We start from the raw sequence: 15,459 nt of genomic DNA on the forward strand, positions 1-15,459 counted from the left end.
TGATAAGAAGTTCCATTTCTATTTGAAGGATCATCAGGGGAATGTAAGGGTTGTGGCAGACAAGGATGGTAATGTGGAGAAGACAAATGCATGTTATCCTTTCGGAAGTACCTTTATTTCTACGAATAATGTTCAGTCTTACAAGTATAATAGTAAGGAGTTGGATTAGAAGGATGGAATCGGCTAGTATTGATTATGGGACGAGACAGTATGATGTCGCGATAGGGAGGTGGCATGCAATAGTTCAAAAATGTGAAAAGTACAATTATTTGTCTCTATATGTTTACGTTTTTATATTTACTCCGTTTGGACATAAAAAAGAAGGTGCTAAGAAGTAGTTTCTTCGTTCCTAGTCACCTTCCGGTAATCACGTATGTGATTATACTTTATAATTATTTGCTATAAGCGGCCCAATCTGTATTCTTCATATCACCACTCTTGGCAAGTTCGGCATGCATACCCAATGCTGCTTGAATAGCATGTGGAGTCTGCGCTTTGTCTCCTGCCAGTTTGAGATAATCCCACAGCAATTGTTTGTAGTCAGGATGTGCACAGTTTTCGATGATAGCTTGTGCACGTTCTTTCGGGCTCTTTCCGCGCAGGTCGGCAACGCCTTGTTCAGTGATAACAATATTTACAGAATGCTCGCTGTGATCCTGGTGAGAAACCATCGGAACAATTGCACTAATCTTTCCTTCCTTCGCAACTGACGGACAGGTGAAGATCGAAATATAAGCATTCCGTGTAAAGTCTCCCGAGCCGCCAATACCATTCATCATCTTCGTTCCTCCGATATGAGTAGAATTCACATTACCGTAAAGGTCTACTTCAATAGCAGTATTGATAGAAATAATGCCAAGGCGACGAACCACTTCAGGACTATTGGAGATTTCCGAAGGACGGAGAACCAATTTGTCGCGGAAGAAATCCATATCATTGTAAACACCTTCCAGGCAGTCATTGGTAACAGTTAAAGAACAAGCACTACCAAACTTGATACGTCCTTCGCGAATCAAACCGATTACAGAGTTCTGGATCACTTCAGTGTACATTTCGAACGGAGGAATTGTTTTGTCACGTCCCAACGCACCGAGTACAGCATTAGCGATATTTCCAACTCCTGATTGCAAAGGAAGGAAACTTGCAGGAATAATTCCACGTTTCATATCAGCAGCAAGGAAGTCGGCAACATTTTGACCGATTTTATCAGTCAATGGGTCGGCAGCAGCAAAAGAACGTGCTTCGTCTGGCTTATTTGTTTCTACCACACCAATAAGCTTTTTGGGGTCTACCTGAATATAAGGTAATCCGATACGGTCACTTGGTTTGTAGATAGGAATTTCACGGCGGTAAGGCGGGTCCAGAGGTTCGTATACGTCGTGCAATCCCATACCAGCTTTGCTATGTGCGCTGTTCAACTCAACGATAATTTGGTCTGCCAGACGACAAATAGTAGGAGAAATGCCACCGGCAGCAGTCAGGTAAATCTTACCGTCCGGAGTCAGTTCGCAAGCTTCGATGATGGCAACATTTACTTTGCCCATGAAACCGTAGCGTACCTCTTGTGCCATTTGCGACAAATGGATATCGTTGTAAGCAATCTCTCCGTTGTTTACAGCTTTGCGGAAGTCGGAATTCGTTGTGTAAGGAGCTCGGTAACGAATTGCTTTGGCGCGTGCCATCACTCCGTCACATGATTCTCCTGTGGAAGCTCCTGTGAATATACCAACTTGAAAAGGATTACCTTTTGCGTGCTCTGCCTCAGCTATTTTTGCAAGTTCGGCTGTAACAGCCTTAGCGGTTCCTGCAGGAGTAAATCCGCTCAAACCGATGTTGTAGCCATGTTTGATCAGGCTTGCAGCTTCTGCTGCTGAAATAAGATTGAATGACATAAATAGTATAAATTCGTGTTAGATTACAATTTTCTTTTATAGGTTCTTACTTTCTCATTAATACTTACGTTGCATGATTTCTCCCCAAATGATAGCACGTCGTGCTTCTTCTATGGAGTGGATAGTAAAGTCTTCTTCGTTTTCTGAGAGTTCCTGAGAAACGATAGATGAAGAAATATGCGGGTGACTCGATTGAGATTCGGTATTCTGTTGTACAGTGTTATTTTCGGAACCAAACCGGGCGACATGCTTTTTCTGGTTCTTTGGTTTTTGTGAAGGAGAAGTAGATTCCTTCGGAGTTGTTGCCGATTGGAAGATATCTTTGGGTGAGAATATTTTGCCCCACGCCTCAGGCAAGGGAACAGCATCCGGAACAGTTTCGACAGTGGGTTGCGTAGGGGAGACAGAACGTTTATCTTCTGTATTATCAACTGCTTTTTTCAACGATTTGACTATTCCTACAATAATAACACCTGCTAGCAAGAGAAACTTAAAAATATCTTCCATAATGTTGCATTTCTAAATAGTTGTCCGCCAAAGGTAAATATAATATCTGATTCAGGCTAACTTTTTGGTATGAAAAAAGGGCAGCTTCACAGCTCCCCTTAATTTTTTTAACCTAAACCTTAACTATGAAAAAATCTAATGTTTCTTTCATTGCACAAAAGTGAAAAATAAAATTAAAATTACCAAGAAATAAGTTGGGAAATGTTTATTCTATTAACATTAATTACAATTCTATCCCTTAATATACAATTTTTTGCCTTATTGGGGGCAAATAAAGTAGAAGAGACTAATAATTCTTTGTACGATACTTATATACTATATCCTTAAAGGTATAATCATCATTTTAGATATCGGATTTTACTGATTCGTACAATTAGCTTCTAAAATCTCTACTTTTTTTGGGGTGTCTTCGTAATTTCCTGCATCTCTTTAAGTGTGAAACTGCCCAATAGGCGCATGACCGTAAAATCATCCTCTGTCGAATCTGCTATCATAACCATTTCGCTGATAAGATTCCCTTTCTGTTTGATATAGAAATTTACTTTTGCATTTTCGTCTTTTATCCGCATCAGTTCTTCATAATCCTTCTTCATCAGGGCAGTAAAATCTTTCTTCATACTTTCCTTTATCCTTTTGTCTTCAGAGGTGAGGATATGGAGGGATTCTATTTTGCCTTTCATATTCTCTAAGTTCAATCCCGGAGTACTGACAGAAGGCATCATCTGGAACATTTTTTTCGTGATGAAGATAGAGGTCACATTATCTTTGTCGGCATATTTGTCGAACAACGTATGCTGGGCAAAACAAAGATTTGCGCAAAACAGCAATACTAGGGTATATAAATATCTCTTGGTCATATTATTCATTGTTTAATTGTTTATTTAATATTTTATTCACCTTATAAATTTCTTCACTGGTTTTATTGACTTTGGTAAGTCCCTTGTTCAAGTTTGCCGACATCATAGCCAATGCATTTTGAGCAACGATTGCTGCTTCTTGCGGGTCAGTATATGTATCGGTCAGAGATGTTTCAGTACTATTTGTTTCAGAAAAGACAAACAGTACGGCACCGAGTAGGGTGGCAGCTATTCCTCCCGCCCAATAGCATAATCGTCGTTTAGGTGAGAATCGCTTACCGGTATTACTTGCCCTGCCGACTTGCATTTCTTCCTTCGCCAGAAGATCAATCTTCTGTTCCAGCCTTTCCGATAGCCCATCCGGTAGAGATGATTTCTCCCGTAATGCTTTGTTTATTAATTCTTCTATTTTCTTCTCATCCATAACTGTTTGATTTATCAAATTTCTCTCGAATAAATTTCCTTGCCCGAAAGAGCAAGGTTCGTATGTTCGCGGTACTTAGTCCTGTTAGTTGCTCAATCTCCTCGTAGGAATAGTCTTCCATGCTGTATAGACGGAGTACTTGTCGCTGATTATTAGGCAGCAGTTCGATTAACTTTTGCACATACCGGATATCATCTTTTTCCTCCTGCTCTTTCTCCGGTGACGAATCGGTTGCAATCACAATCCTTTCTAATGATTCCTCCCCTTCATCGTGTCGTGCTCTTGGTGAGCGAAGAAAATCCAGGCAGAGATTCTTGACCAGTGTTACCGAAAATGCTTCCGGGTTCAAGATACCTTCCAGTTCCTCCCGTTTGTTCCACAACTTGCAGTATGCTTCTTGAAGGATATCTTCTGCATCTGCCTGGTTCTCTACTAAAGCGTAAGCAATCCGATAGAGCTTAGGGTGAAACGGGAGAAACCGTTTTTTGAATATCTCAACGTCCATCGTCTTTATGGTCATTGATAAACTTTCCCATATGTCGAGGATCCATATTTCCTTTGAGGCGAATGAGTGCATAATCATCTCCGGTTGTGAGAATCACTAGTTCCCGAATCTTGTTCTCCTCTATTTTGACTAAGATTCTCGTACGACTGTTATTCTTGTTGGACTTGATCATTGTTTCGTATGCCGGATCTTTCAGGTTCTTGATTGCGGTGTCCAGACGTTCCTTCACATTCTGTTCACAGTCATTGAATCTTAGAATTTCTATGCCTTCCACTCCCATTGACTTTTTGAATAAAGCAAGCTTCGTTGCTATGGTATCCATATTGACAGAAGTAATGTCACTCTCTGTCCGGAAGTTATTGAATAACTGCTCCACCTTCTGTTGTCCGTAACTCAATTGGGCAATAAGAGCGATTATAGCTATCACAAGTATTTTTTTCATTGTACTCAGTATTTTATGTTAATATTTCATTTTTTCGATAGCCCTTCGTTTGCGCGCTTTTTGAGGGACTTTCAATAGGGAGACGAGATAAGGAAAGGGTTTGTTACAAAATAAATGAAAAAATATGAGTGATCCTCTTTCTAAGAAAAACAAATTTTGTTTTCTTGCTCCGCTTTTCGATGAATTTTAACCTGTCTACCTTGAATTTCAGTTCATTTTTACGATGAATTGAAAGCGAAGCCGTATCTTTGCAGACGAATTTAACAAGAATAACGTATGAATGAACTAACGGGAGCGGACTTTAAATCCGCAACTGCTGATGACAACAAGAAGTTGTTCATCGAAACTTATGGCTGCCAGATGAATGTAGCCGACAGTGAGGTGATAGCCTCCGTAATGAAAATGGCGGGTTATTCGGTGGCCGATACGCTTGAGGAAGCTGATGCAGTGTTTATGAACACTTGCTCTATCCGTGACAATGCGGAGCAGAAGATTCTTAACCGCCTAGAGTTTTTCCATTCACTGAAGAAAAAGAAGAAACATCTGATTGTGGGAGTATTAGGTTGTATGGCAGAACGTGTAAAGGATGATTTGATAACGAATCATCATGTAGACCTGGTAGTAGGTCCGGACGCTTATCTGACACTTCCTGATTTGATTGCAGCTGTGGAAGCCGGCGAGAAAGCGATTAATGTGGAACTTTCCACTACCGAAACCTACCGCGATGTGATTCCTTCCCGGATTTGTGGAAATCATATTTCAGGCTTTGTTTCTATCATGCGCGGGTGCAATAATTTTTGTACATATTGTATTGTGCCTTATACACGCGGGCGTGAACGTAGTCGTGATGTGGAAAGTATCTTGAATGAAGTAGCCGATCTGATATCGAAAGGTTATAAAGAAGTTACTTTGCTGGGACAAAACGTAAACTCCTATCGTTTTGAGAAAACCTCTGGGGAAGTGGTAACATTTCCGATGTTGCTCCGTACTGTAGCCGAAGCCGCTCCAGGAGTACGTGTTCGTTTCACAACTTCTCATCCGAAGGATATGAGTGATGAAACGTTGGAAGTAATTGCTCAAATGCCGAATGTTTGCAAACATATCCATTTGCCGGTACAGAGCGGAAGTTCTCGTATCTTAAAACTGATGAATCGTAAATATACTCGTGAATGGTATTTAGAGCGGGTAGCTGCTATCAAACGTGTCATTCCCGAATGTGGACTGACTACTGATATTTTCTCCGGTTTTCATTCTGAAACGGAAGAAGATCATCAATTATCTCTTTCTCTGATGGAAGAATGTGGATATGATGCTGCTTTTATGTTTAAATATTCCGAACGTCCGGGTACGTATGCTTCCAAACATCTTGAAGATAATGTGCCGGAAGATGTGAAAGTTCGTCGCCTGAACGAAATCATTGCTTTGCAAAATCGTCTGTCGGCAGAGGCTAACCAGCGGTGTGTCGGTAAAACCTATGAAGTGTTGATAGAGGGGGTATCCAAGCGTTCGAGAGATCAACTTTTTGGGCGTACAGAGCAGAATCGGGTGGTTGTGTTTGATAGAGGAACACATCGTGTCGGTGATTTTGTGAATGTGCGTATCATGGAAGCGAGTTCAGCAACGCTAAAGGGAGAAGAAGTGTTATAGACTTATCCCTCCTTCTTTCTATTAAAAGTCCTTAAAGAAAGGTTATTACGTCACTTTTTATTTGTTTCTTTGCACCAAATTAGGGTATAGTGTTGTCTTTTGATTGGAGGGCAACACTTAATTTTGTGCAGAATTAATGGAGAAACTCACTATAAATGCTTGTCCGTTGTGTGGTAGTACGCACTTGAAAGGTGTCATGACTTGCACGGATTCTTATGCTTCGGGCGAACAGTTTGAACTGTATTCGTGTGAAGATTGCGGATTTACATTCACGCAAGATGTTCCGGTGGAAGCAGAAATTGGCAAGTATTATGAAACTCCCGATTACATATCTCATACTGATACGCGCAAAGGCGCAATGAATTCTGTTTATCACTATGTACGTTCTTATATGCTGGGCCGTAAAGCGCGTCTGGTAGTAAAAGAAGCATATCGTAAAACGGGGCGTCTGCTCGATATCGGAACAGGGACCGGTTATTTTGCAGATACCATGTTGCGTCGCGGATGGCAAGTGGAAGCGGTGGAAAAGAGTCCGCAGGCACGTGCTTTTGCATTAGAACATTTCGGCTTGGAAGTAAAGCCGGAGTCGGCTTTGAAAGAGTTTGAGTCGGGCAGCTTCGATGTAATTACACTCTGGCATGTGATGGAGCATTTGGAGTCACTTAATGAAACATGGGAGTTGCTTCGTGAGTTGCTGACTGAAAAAGGTTTGTTGATTGTGGCAGTACCTAATTGTTCTTCTTATGATGCAGAGCATTATAAAGAGGATTGGGCGGCTTATGATGTTCCTCGTCATCTTTGGCACTTTACTCCTACTACTATTCAGAAGTTGGCTTCCCGTCATGGCTTTATTATGGCAGCCCGTCATCCGATGCCGTTTGATGGATTCTATGTATCCATGCTGAGTGAAAAACATCGTGGTAATTCTTTCAGCTTCCTGAAAGGTATGTATGTAGGAAGCATTGCTTGGCTCAGTGCAATGGGACGTAAAGAACGTAGTAGTTCTATGATTTATGTATTCCGGAAAAAAAGATAACGCATGAGAAATAAGAACAGACATAAACCGACCTCACTTTTCGACATGCAGTTTATCACGTCGAGTATCAGTACGACACTAGTATTGTTGTTGCTGGGATTGGTTGTGTTTTTTGTGCTGGCAGCGCATAATCTTTCTGTATATGTACGCGAAAATATTAGCTTTTCTGTTCTGATTAGCGATGATATGAAGGAGGTAGATATTCTGAAACTTCAGAAGAAGTTGAATAAAGAAGCTTTTGTGAAGGAATCCGAATATATATCCAAGAAACAGGCTTTGAAAGAACAGACCGAAGCCATGGGAACTGATCCGGAAGAGTTTCTTGGATATAATCCTTTTACGGCTTCTCTCGAAATAAAACTTCACTCTGATTATGCAAACTCGGATAGCATTGCGAAAATTGAGAAGATAATCAAAAAGAATTCTAACATACAGGATGTGTTATACCGGAAAGAACTGATTGACGCTGTCAATGAGAATATTCGGAATATCAGCTTGTGTTGTTGGCGCTCGCGGTGGTACTGACATTTATTTCTTTTGCATTGATAAACAATACGATCAAGCTTGCGATTTATTCCAAGCGTTTCCTGATTCATACAATGAAGTTGGTGGGAGCCAGTTGGGGATTTATCCGGCGTCCGTTCCTTCGGAAAAATGTGTGGAGTGGGGTGTTTGCAGCAGTGATAGCTGATACAATATTGATGGGTGCTGCTTATTGGGCAGTGACGTATGAACGGGAGTTGATTCAAGTCATTACTCCTGAGGTGATGTTGATTGTATGCGGAAGTGTGCTGGTGTTTGGAATAGTGATTACCTGGCTGTGCGCTTACATTTCTATCAATAAATACTTGAGGATGAAAGCAAATACGTTATACTATATTTGATATAGTTGTAATGTTAAGGGGGATTTATAATAGTTGATTCTTGGATTTTTAATTAATAATTAAATAAAACTATGGCTGACAAGCAGAAATTTGCTTTTGATAAGGTAAACTTTATCTTACTGGCAATAGGGATGGCGGTTGTTATTATCGGATTTCTATTGATGACAGGACCTTCGTCGTCCGAAACGGCTTTTGAACCGGATATTTTTAGTGTACGTAGAATCAAAGTGGCACCTGCAGTTTGCTTGTTTGGTTTTTTATGGATGATTTACGCTGTACTACGCAAACCGAAAACGAATCAAACTGATTATAACAACACGACTGATATTAATAAAGAAGTACAATGAGTTGGTTAGAAGCATTGATCCTTGGATTGGTTCAGGGATTGACTGAATATTTGCCTGTAAGTAGTAGTGGACATTTGGCTATCGGATCGGCATTGTTTGGAATAGAGGGAGAGGACAATCTGGCGTTTACAATTGCCGTACATGTGGCTACGGTATGTAGTACGCTGGTTATATTGTGGAAAGAGATCGATTGGATTTTCCGCGGACTATTCAAGTTTCAGATGAATGAAGAAACCCGCTATGTGATTAATATAATAATTTCAATGATTCCAATAGGAATTGTAGGCGTGTTCTTTAAAGATTATGTAGAAGATATATTTGGTTCGGGATTGTTGATTGTGGGCTGTATGCTGTTGCTGACAGCCGTTCTATTGACGTTCTCTTACTATTATAAACCACGTCAGAAAGACAAGATCTCGATGAAAGATGCGTTTATTATCGGTTTGGCACAGGCCTGTGCAGTCATGCCGGGATTGTCACGTTCGGGTTCTACTATTGCTACCGGACTTTTATTGGGTGATAATAAGGCGAAGTTAGCACAGTTCTCTTTTCTGATGGTAATTCCCCCTATTTTGGGAGAAGCAGTGCTTGATGGCATTAAGATGGCAAAGGGAGAATCAGTGATGGGAGATATTCCTACGTTATCATTGGTAATAGGATTTTTAGCTGCTTTTGTTGCCGGCTGTTTGGCATGTAAATGGATGATTAATATTGTGAAGAAAGGAAAGCTGATCTATTTTGCTATTTATTGCGCAATTGCAGGATTGGTGACGATTATACTGAGCTGATGAATTTTAAAAAAGGAGAAGTACTGTTTTTCAATAAACCTCTCGGCTGGACTTCATTTAAGGTAGTCGGTCATGTCCGTTACCATATTTGCCGCCGCATAGGTATGAAAAAATTAAAAGTCGGTCATGCCGGAACGCTTGATCCTCTCGCAACAGGAGTGATGATTATCTGTACTGGTAAGGCTACAAAACGGATTGAAGAGTTTCAATATCATACGAAAGAGTATGTCGCCACACTTCGGTTGGGCGCTACTACTCCATCCTATGATTTGGAACATGAGATAGACGTTACCTACCCTACAGAACATATCACAAGGGAAAAGGTAGAAGAAGTATTGACGCACTTTATCGGTGCTATCGAACAAGTTCCCCCAGCCTTTTCTGCCTGTATGGTGGAGGGTAAACGGGCTTACGAATTAGCACGTAAAGGCGAAGATGTAGAGTTGAAACCGAAGCAATTGGTGATTGACGAAATAGAGTTGCTGGAGTGCCGGTTGGATACTCCTGAACCGATGATCCGGATTCGTGTTGTATGCAGTAAAGGAACCTATATTCGTGCTTTGGCACGTGATATTGGCGAAGCGCTTCAGAGCGGAGCCCATCTGACAGGATTGATTCGTACTCGTGTCGGCGATGCTCGGTTGGAAGATTGTCTGGATCCGGAACACTTTAAGGAGTGGATTGACCAGCAAGAAATAGAAAATGAAGAAGATAATAATTAACGTAATAAAGAATAGATATGAAACTATCACAATTCAAATTTAAGTTACCCGAGGATAAGATCGCTTTGCATCCTACGAAGTATAGAGATGAGTCGCGCTTGATGGTGTTGCACCGTCGTACTGGTGAAATTGAACACAAGATGTTCAAGGATGTTCTGAACTACTTTGATGATAAGGACGTATTTATATTCAACGATACAAAGGTATTTCCTGCCCGCTTGTATGGTAACAAGGAGAAAACAGGTGCTCGTATCGAAGTATTCTTGTTACGTGAGTTGAATGAAGAACTTCGTTTGTGGGATGTATTGGTAGATCCTGCGCGTAAGATTCGTATCGGTAATAAGTTATACTTTGGCGAGGATGATTCTATGGTTGCCGAAGTAATTGATAATACAACTTCACGTGGCCGTACGCTTCGTTTCCTTTATGACGGACCTCATGATGAGTTTAAGAAGGCATTGTATGCGTTGGGTGAAACTCCCCTGCCCCATTCTATCATCAATCGTCCTGTAGAGCCGGAAGATGCGGAACGTTTCCAGTCTATCTTTGCTAAAAACGAAGGTGCGGTAACTGCTCCGACTGCCAGTTTACACTTTAGTCGTGAGTTGTTGAAGCGTCTGGAAATTAAAGGCATTGATTTTGCTTATATCACATTACATGCCGGATTAGGCAACTTCCGTGATATTGATGTAGAGGATTTGACAAAGCATAAGATGGATTCCGAACAGATGCTTGTTGATGAAAAAGCGGTGAATATGGTGAATAGTGCTAAAGATAATGGTAAGAGTGTATGTGCGGTAGGTACTACTGTGATGCGTGCCATAGAAAGTGCAGTCAGCACAGACGGACACCTGAAAGAGTTTGAAGGCTGGACGAATAAATTCATCTTCCCACCATATGACTTTACGGTAGCAAATTCGATGATTTCTAATTTCCATATGCCTCTTTCTACTTTGCTGATGATTGTGGCTGCTTTCGGTGGTTATGACCAGGTGATGGATGCCTATCATGTAGCATTGAAAGAAGGTTACCGTTTCGGTACTTATGGAGATGCAATGTTGATTCTGGATAAATAAACGGAGCTTTATGAAGATATGTCCGAAATGTCATGAAGAAGTAGAAGATAACTTCGATATCTGCTGGAGTTGTAACTATAGCTTTCCGGACGGTCGAGTATTGGATATAGCAGAAATTTCTGGGCAGCTGGTCGATCATGGAGAACGGCCGATAGATTGTTTACGTTGTCATATCAAAATGGAATATTCCGGCAAATATGAGTTTCATGAGGGTATGAATACCGGTTTCTTTGGAAACTTCTTCGAACTGTTTCAGAATCGTGAGGCGTTTCATTTGTATGTTTGTCCTCAGTGCGGTAAAGTAGAATTCTTTGTTCCTATGGATAAAGAGTATGCTATTAAAGCATTTCCTGCCGGAAAGAAGTAGTTTGCGATGTCGAAAGTATATCTGGGACTCGGTACAAACCTGGGAGATAAGGAACAGAATCTCCGGATTGCCGTACAAAAAATAGAAGAGCAGATAGGGAAAGTGATTTCCCTGTCTGCTTTTTATGTAACTGCCCCTTGGGGGTTTACTTCTGATAATAGTTTTTTGAATGCTGCCTTGTGTGTGGATACAGCGTTATCCCCATTGGAGGTATTACAGAAAACGCAAGGGATAGAATGTGATTTGGGACGTATCCATAAATCGGTTAATGGAACGTATAGTGATCGGGTGATCGATATAGACTTATTGCTTTATGATGATTTGGTTTTATCTGCTCAGTCTCCTTCAGGTGCTGAGTTAAATCTCCCTCATCCTTTAATGGCGAAGCGTGACTTTGTGATGCGCCCTTTAGCAGAAATTGCACCTGACCTGATACATCCTGTTTTGAGAAAGACAATGAAGAAGATTTTAAGCGATTTATAAAGCTTTTGCAGGATCTATATATTCATTATGCTGGGCATATATACCTACCCTGCTGTATCTATATATCCACTAATAGGTTTCTTATATGTTGATTATCAATTGATTATTTTCTTTTCTTCTCCACAATGAAGCGTGGCATATATGCTATACATCCAATCAAAGTTGCATATAGCAAATGAATATCTTCAAATTCGATGTCCATAAAATGACAGACAATTGCATAGATTGCTATGGTAAACCCCACATAGAGTGCCAGAACAAATATTGTTTTTAATTTCTTATTAATGACCATTGAGTGATTTAATTTTGAAGGCGTACCTAACATACTTACGTTCTATAAAACGAATATTTATATGTTAAACATTGCCCAAAGATAAAAAGAATATTCGAATAATACTTATCTTTGTGCTCGAAATGAAAGTGTGGACAGATTTGAGTAGCTTGCAACCACGGAAAAAAATGCTAAAACATAACTTGTTGATGCCCTTCCGGCTGGTTCTTGCAGCACTCACCCTTCCTACTCATTCATTGATCATTTTCTAGTTTTAATTCTTAATTTATAAGAAGATGGGATACTTATTTACATCCGAATCGGTGTCAGAAGGACACCCCGACAAGGTAGCCGATCAAATATCGGATGCCGTACTTGACAAACTGTTGGCTTACGACCCCAGTTCGAAAGTAGCTTGCGAAACACTGGTAACTACCGGACAAGTGGTACTAGCGGGTGAGGTGAAAACAAAAGCGTACGTTGATCTTCAACTTATCGCACGTGAAGTAATTAAGAAAATCGGTTATACCAAAGGAGAGTATATGTTCGAAAGTAACTCTTGCGGTGTGCTTTCTGCCATTCATGAGCAGAGTCCCGATATCAATCGTGGTGTAGAACGTCAGGATCCGATGGAACAGGGTGCAGGCGATCAGGGAATGATGTTTGGCTATGCAACCAATGAAACGGAAAACTATATGCCGCTTTCACTTGATCTGGCACATCGTATTCTACAAGTGCTGGCTGATATCCGTCGTGAAGGCAAGGTGATGACCTATCTTCGTCCGGACGCCAAAAGCCAGGTTACGATTGAGTATGATGATAACGGAGCTCCTGTCCGTATTGATACGATTGTAGTTTCTACGCAACACGATGACTTTATCCAGCCTGCTGATAATACTGACGCTGCTCAACTGCAAGCTGACGAAGAAATGCTGGAAATTATCCGCAAGGATGTGATCGAGATACTTATGCCGCGTGTCATTGCTTCTATTCATCATGATAAAGTATTGGCACTGTTCAATGACCGTATAGTCTATCATGTAAATCCGACCGGTAAGTTTGTGATTGGTGGACCGCATGGAGATACCGGTTTAACAGGACGCAAGATTATTGTGGATACTTATGGTGGCAAAGGTGCTCACGGTGGTGGAGCCTTCTCCGGAAAAGATCCTAGCAAGGTAGATCGCAGCGCAGCTTATGCAGCTCGCCATATTGCAAAGAATATGGTTGCAGCAGGTGTGGCAGACGAAATGCTGGTACAGGTTTCTTATGCTATTGGAGTTGCTCGCCCGATCAATATCTATGTAAATACCTACGGACGTGCCCATGTAAGCATGAGCGACGGTGAAATAGCTCGCGTTATCGACCAACTGTTCGACCTTCGCCCGAAAGCGATTGAAGAACGTCTGAAACTTCGTAATCCGATTTATCAGGAAACAGCTGCATATGGTCATATGGGACGTGAGCCTCAGATAGTGTCGAAAACTTTCCATTCTCGTTATGAAGGTAACAAGACAGTGGAAGTGGAACTGTTTACGTGGGAGAAACTTGACTACGTAGATAAGATAAAAGCAGCTTTCGGTCTGTAAGCTGGAAGTAACCTTATAGAAAGGTCGTCCGTTTTCGGTCTGCGTATGATTTTTGCAGTCACGAGGGGGCGACCTTTATTATTTTTTCCTAATTTTGCATCCACAACCGTAAACCCGTAAGTAGTGATGAATCAGATACATTCCGTATGCGTGTACAGCGCCTCCAGTACAAAGATAGATCCTGTATATTTCGAAGCAGCCGAACAACTTGGACGTTTGCTTGCCGAACATCATATCCGTTTGGTCAATGGTGCGGGAAGTATCGGTCTAATGCGTTCTGTAGCCGATGCAGTGCTCAGTGATGGCGGAGAAGTGACTGGTGTCATTCCTCATTTTATGGTAGAGCAGAACTGGCAGCATACGGGGCTAACGGAATTGATCGAAGTAACTTCCATGCATGAACGTAAGCAGAAGATGGCAGACCTGAGTGATGCGGTCATTGCCTTGCCCGGAGGTTGTGGGACGCTGGAAGAGTTGCTTGAAGTAATTACCTGGAAGCAGCTTGGCTTATACCTCAATCCGGTGGTGATTCTGAACGTCAATGGCTTTTATGATCCTTTACTCAATATGCTTGGTAGAGCCATTGATGAAAACTTCATGCGTCGTCAGCATGGTGATATCTGGAAGGTAGCTAACACGCCTGAGGAAGCTGTTGAATTGCTTTATACTACACCTGTCTGGGATATCTCTATTCGTAAATTTGCTGCGATATGAGACCCGGAGCACTCATATATTTTACAGATACCCTTGCGCAATCACCGAATGATTCGCTGCAGACGGACTCGACGACAACAATGTTGCTGAGAGATACCACATCTGTGGTTCCTTCGGATACATTGCCTCTTTTCTATCAAGGGCAATTTGTGTCGGAAGATAGTCTCCAGCTGACGGAATATCATTCCACACAAGAATATGTCTCCGGTTTTGAAGGGGCCCCCTTTCCTACTCTCCGCGTACAGATGATGTGATCTCTTTGACATTACTAGCATGTTTCTTTCTTTCTTCCATTGCATTGGCAAGAGGAAAGAAATTCCTCACACAGCAAGTGAAAGACTTTGTATTGCACCGCGAACGAACCAGTATTTTCGATAGCTCTACAGCTGCCGATGTGCGTTACCTGATTGTGCTTACTGTCCAGACTTGTGTGCTGTCTGGCATTGTATTTTTCAATTATTTTCATGATAAACAACCGATGTTGATGGAGCGGATTTCTCCCCTGCTTCTTTTAGGGGTTTATGTCGGTTCTTGCTTGGTTTACTTTTTCCTGAAATGGATTATTTATATGTTTTTGGGATGGGTGTTCTTTGATAAAAATAGGACAAATATATGGCTTGAATCTTATTCTACACTCATATATTATGCTGGATTTGCACTTTTCCCTTTTGTTTTATTTCTCGTTTATTTCGATTTAACTCTAACGAATCTGATTAGATTTGGACTGACGATTCTAATTTTTACTAAAATATTGATGTTTTATAAGTGGATAAAGCTTTTTTTTCACCAATTAAATACTCTTTTCCTATTAATTTTGTACTTTTGCGCTCTTGAAATAGTACCTTGTCTGCTACTCTATCAGGTACTGATTCAAATAAACAACATATTGCTAATAAAATTTTAGGACG

Annotated in this window: 17 protein-coding genes and 2 pseudogenes; 12 read left to right on the forward strand and 7 right to left on the reverse strand. The window is 41.1% G+C overall.

The window, feature by feature from the left end:
• Positions 1 to 392 precede the first annotated feature (392 nt).
• From JCM17102_RS13530 to JCM17102_RS13555, 6 genes are all read right to left on the reverse strand, one after another.
• Positions 393 to 1,892 (reverse strand): butyryl-CoA:acetate CoA transferase, encoded by a 1,500-nt coding sequence (locus tag JCM17102_RS13530; protein WP_025075515.1) that lies wholly within the window; start codon positions 1,890 to 1,892, stop codon positions 393 to 395.
• 57 nt (positions 1,893 to 1,949) lie between these two features.
• Entirely contained in the window at positions 1,950 to 2,399 is a 450-nt protein-coding gene (locus JCM17102_RS13535) for a hypothetical protein (RefSeq protein WP_025075516.1), read from the reverse strand.
• A 389-nt stretch (positions 2,400 to 2,788) separates the two neighbouring features.
• Positions 2,789 to 3,256 (reverse strand): DUF4252 domain-containing protein, encoded by a 468-nt coding sequence (locus JCM17102_RS13540; protein WP_025075517.1) that lies wholly within the window; start codon positions 3,254 to 3,256, stop codon positions 2,789 to 2,791.
• Position 3,257: 1 nt separating this feature from the next.
• The gene (locus JCM17102_RS13545) at positions 3,258 to 3,680 is read right to left on the reverse strand and encodes a hypothetical protein (protein ID WP_025075518.1); all 423 of its coding nucleotides are present in this window, start codon (positions 3,678 to 3,680) and stop codon (positions 3,258 to 3,260) included.
• Positions 3,673 to 4,185 (reverse strand): GFO_1088 family ECF-type sigma factor, encoded by a 513-nt coding sequence (locus JCM17102_RS13550; RefSeq protein WP_025075519.1) that lies wholly within the window; start codon positions 4,183 to 4,185, stop codon positions 3,673 to 3,675. Before JCM17102_RS13550 ends, JCM17102_RS13545 begins: the two co-directional genes overlap by 8 nt.
• Entirely contained in the window at positions 4,175 to 4,627 is a 453-nt protein-coding gene (locus JCM17102_RS13555) for a DUF4252 domain-containing protein (protein WP_025075520.1), read from the reverse strand. Before JCM17102_RS13555 ends, JCM17102_RS13550 begins: the two co-directional genes overlap by 11 nt.
• Positions 4,628 to 4,903: 276 nt before the next feature.
• On the opposite strand from JCM17102_RS13555, the gene miaB reads away from it, so the two are divergent.
• From miaB to folK, 9 genes and pseudogenes are all read left to right on the forward strand, one after another.
• On the forward strand, positions 4,904 to 6,274 hold the full coding sequence (gene miaB / locus JCM17102_RS13560) for a tRNA (N6-isopentenyl adenosine(37)-C2)-methylthiotransferase MiaB (protein WP_025075521.1): 1,371 nt from the start codon (positions 4,904 to 4,906) through the stop codon (positions 6,272 to 6,274).
• A gap of 136 nt (positions 6,275 to 6,410) precedes the next feature.
• Positions 6,411 to 7,310: a methyltransferase domain-containing protein gene (locus tag JCM17102_RS13565; RefSeq protein ID WP_025075522.1), complete on the forward strand. Its 900-nt coding sequence runs from the start codon at positions 6,411 to 6,413 to the stop codon at positions 7,308 to 7,310.
• 3 nt (positions 7,311 to 7,313) lie between these two features.
• Positions 7,314 to 8,194: pseudogene (locus tag JCM17102_RS27650) on the forward strand (cell division protein FtsX).
• A 71-nt stretch (positions 8,195 to 8,265) separates the two neighbouring features.
• On the forward strand, positions 8,266 to 8,541 hold the full coding sequence (locus JCM17102_RS13575) for a DUF3098 domain-containing protein (protein WP_025075523.1): 276 nt from the start codon (positions 8,266 to 8,268) through the stop codon (positions 8,539 to 8,541).
• Positions 8,538 to 9,329 carry an undecaprenyl-diphosphate phosphatase gene (locus JCM17102_RS13580; RefSeq protein ID WP_025075524.1) on the forward strand — a complete coding sequence of 264 codons (792 nt, stop codon included), beginning with the start codon at positions 8,538 to 8,540 and terminating at the stop codon, positions 9,327 to 9,329. The genes JCM17102_RS13575 and JCM17102_RS13580 overlap by 4 nt, the downstream gene beginning before the upstream one ends.
• Positions 9,329 to 10,051 carry a tRNA pseudouridine(55) synthase TruB gene (gene truB / locus JCM17102_RS13585; protein WP_025075525.1) on the forward strand — a complete coding sequence of 241 codons (723 nt, stop codon included), beginning with the start codon at positions 9,329 to 9,331 and terminating at the stop codon, positions 10,049 to 10,051. The genes JCM17102_RS13580 and truB overlap by 1 nt, the downstream gene beginning before the upstream one ends.
• Before the next feature lie 17 nt (positions 10,052 to 10,068).
• Positions 10,069 to 11,127 (forward strand): tRNA preQ1(34) S-adenosylmethionine ribosyltransferase-isomerase QueA, encoded by a 1,059-nt coding sequence (gene queA, locus JCM17102_RS13590; RefSeq protein ID WP_025075526.1) that lies wholly within the window; start codon positions 10,069 to 10,071, stop codon positions 11,125 to 11,127.
• Positions 11,128 to 11,137: 10 nt separating this feature from the next.
• Positions 11,138 to 11,494, forward strand: a complete 357-nt coding sequence (locus JCM17102_RS13595) for a hypothetical protein (protein ID WP_025075527.1) — start codon at positions 11,138 to 11,140, stop codon at positions 11,492 to 11,494.
• Positions 11,495 to 11,500: 6 nt separating this feature from the next.
• A complete protein-coding gene (gene folK, locus JCM17102_RS13600) occupies positions 11,501 to 11,977 on the forward strand; it encodes a 2-amino-4-hydroxy-6-hydroxymethyldihydropteridine diphosphokinase (protein WP_025075528.1) in 477 nt (158 codons plus the stop codon).
• Between the two features lie 103 nt (positions 11,978 to 12,080).
• Here folK and JCM17102_RS32240 read toward each other — a convergent pair whose 3' ends face one another.
• Positions 12,081 to 12,269, reverse strand: coding sequence for a hypothetical protein (locus JCM17102_RS32240; RefSeq protein ID WP_025075529.1), 189 nt, complete (start codon positions 12,267 to 12,269; stop codon positions 12,081 to 12,083).
• Positions 12,270 to 12,544: 275 nt separating this feature from the next.
• Between JCM17102_RS32240 and metK the strand changes: the two genes are divergently transcribed.
• From metK to JCM17102_RS27655, 3 genes and pseudogenes are all read left to right on the forward strand, one after another.
• A complete protein-coding gene (gene metK, locus JCM17102_RS13610) occupies positions 12,545 to 13,837 on the forward strand; it encodes a methionine adenosyltransferase (RefSeq protein ID WP_025075530.1) in 1,293 nt (430 codons plus the stop codon).
• A gap of 126 nt (positions 13,838 to 13,963) precedes the next feature.
• Positions 13,964 to 14,551, forward strand: a complete 588-nt coding sequence (locus JCM17102_RS13615) for an LOG family protein (RefSeq protein WP_025075531.1) — start codon at positions 13,964 to 13,966, stop codon at positions 14,549 to 14,551.
• An 83-nt stretch (positions 14,552 to 14,634) separates the two neighbouring features.
• Positions 14,635 to 15,455: pseudogene (locus JCM17102_RS27655) on the forward strand (DUF4271 domain-containing protein).
• The last annotated feature ends 4 nt before the right edge of the window (positions 15,456 to 15,459 follow it).

The organism is Bacteroides faecichinchillae JCM 17102, from assembly GCF_000614145.1.
GTDB classification, from domain to species: Bacteria; Bacteroidota; Bacteroidia; order Bacteroidales; family Bacteroidaceae; genus Bacteroides; species Bacteroides faecichinchillae.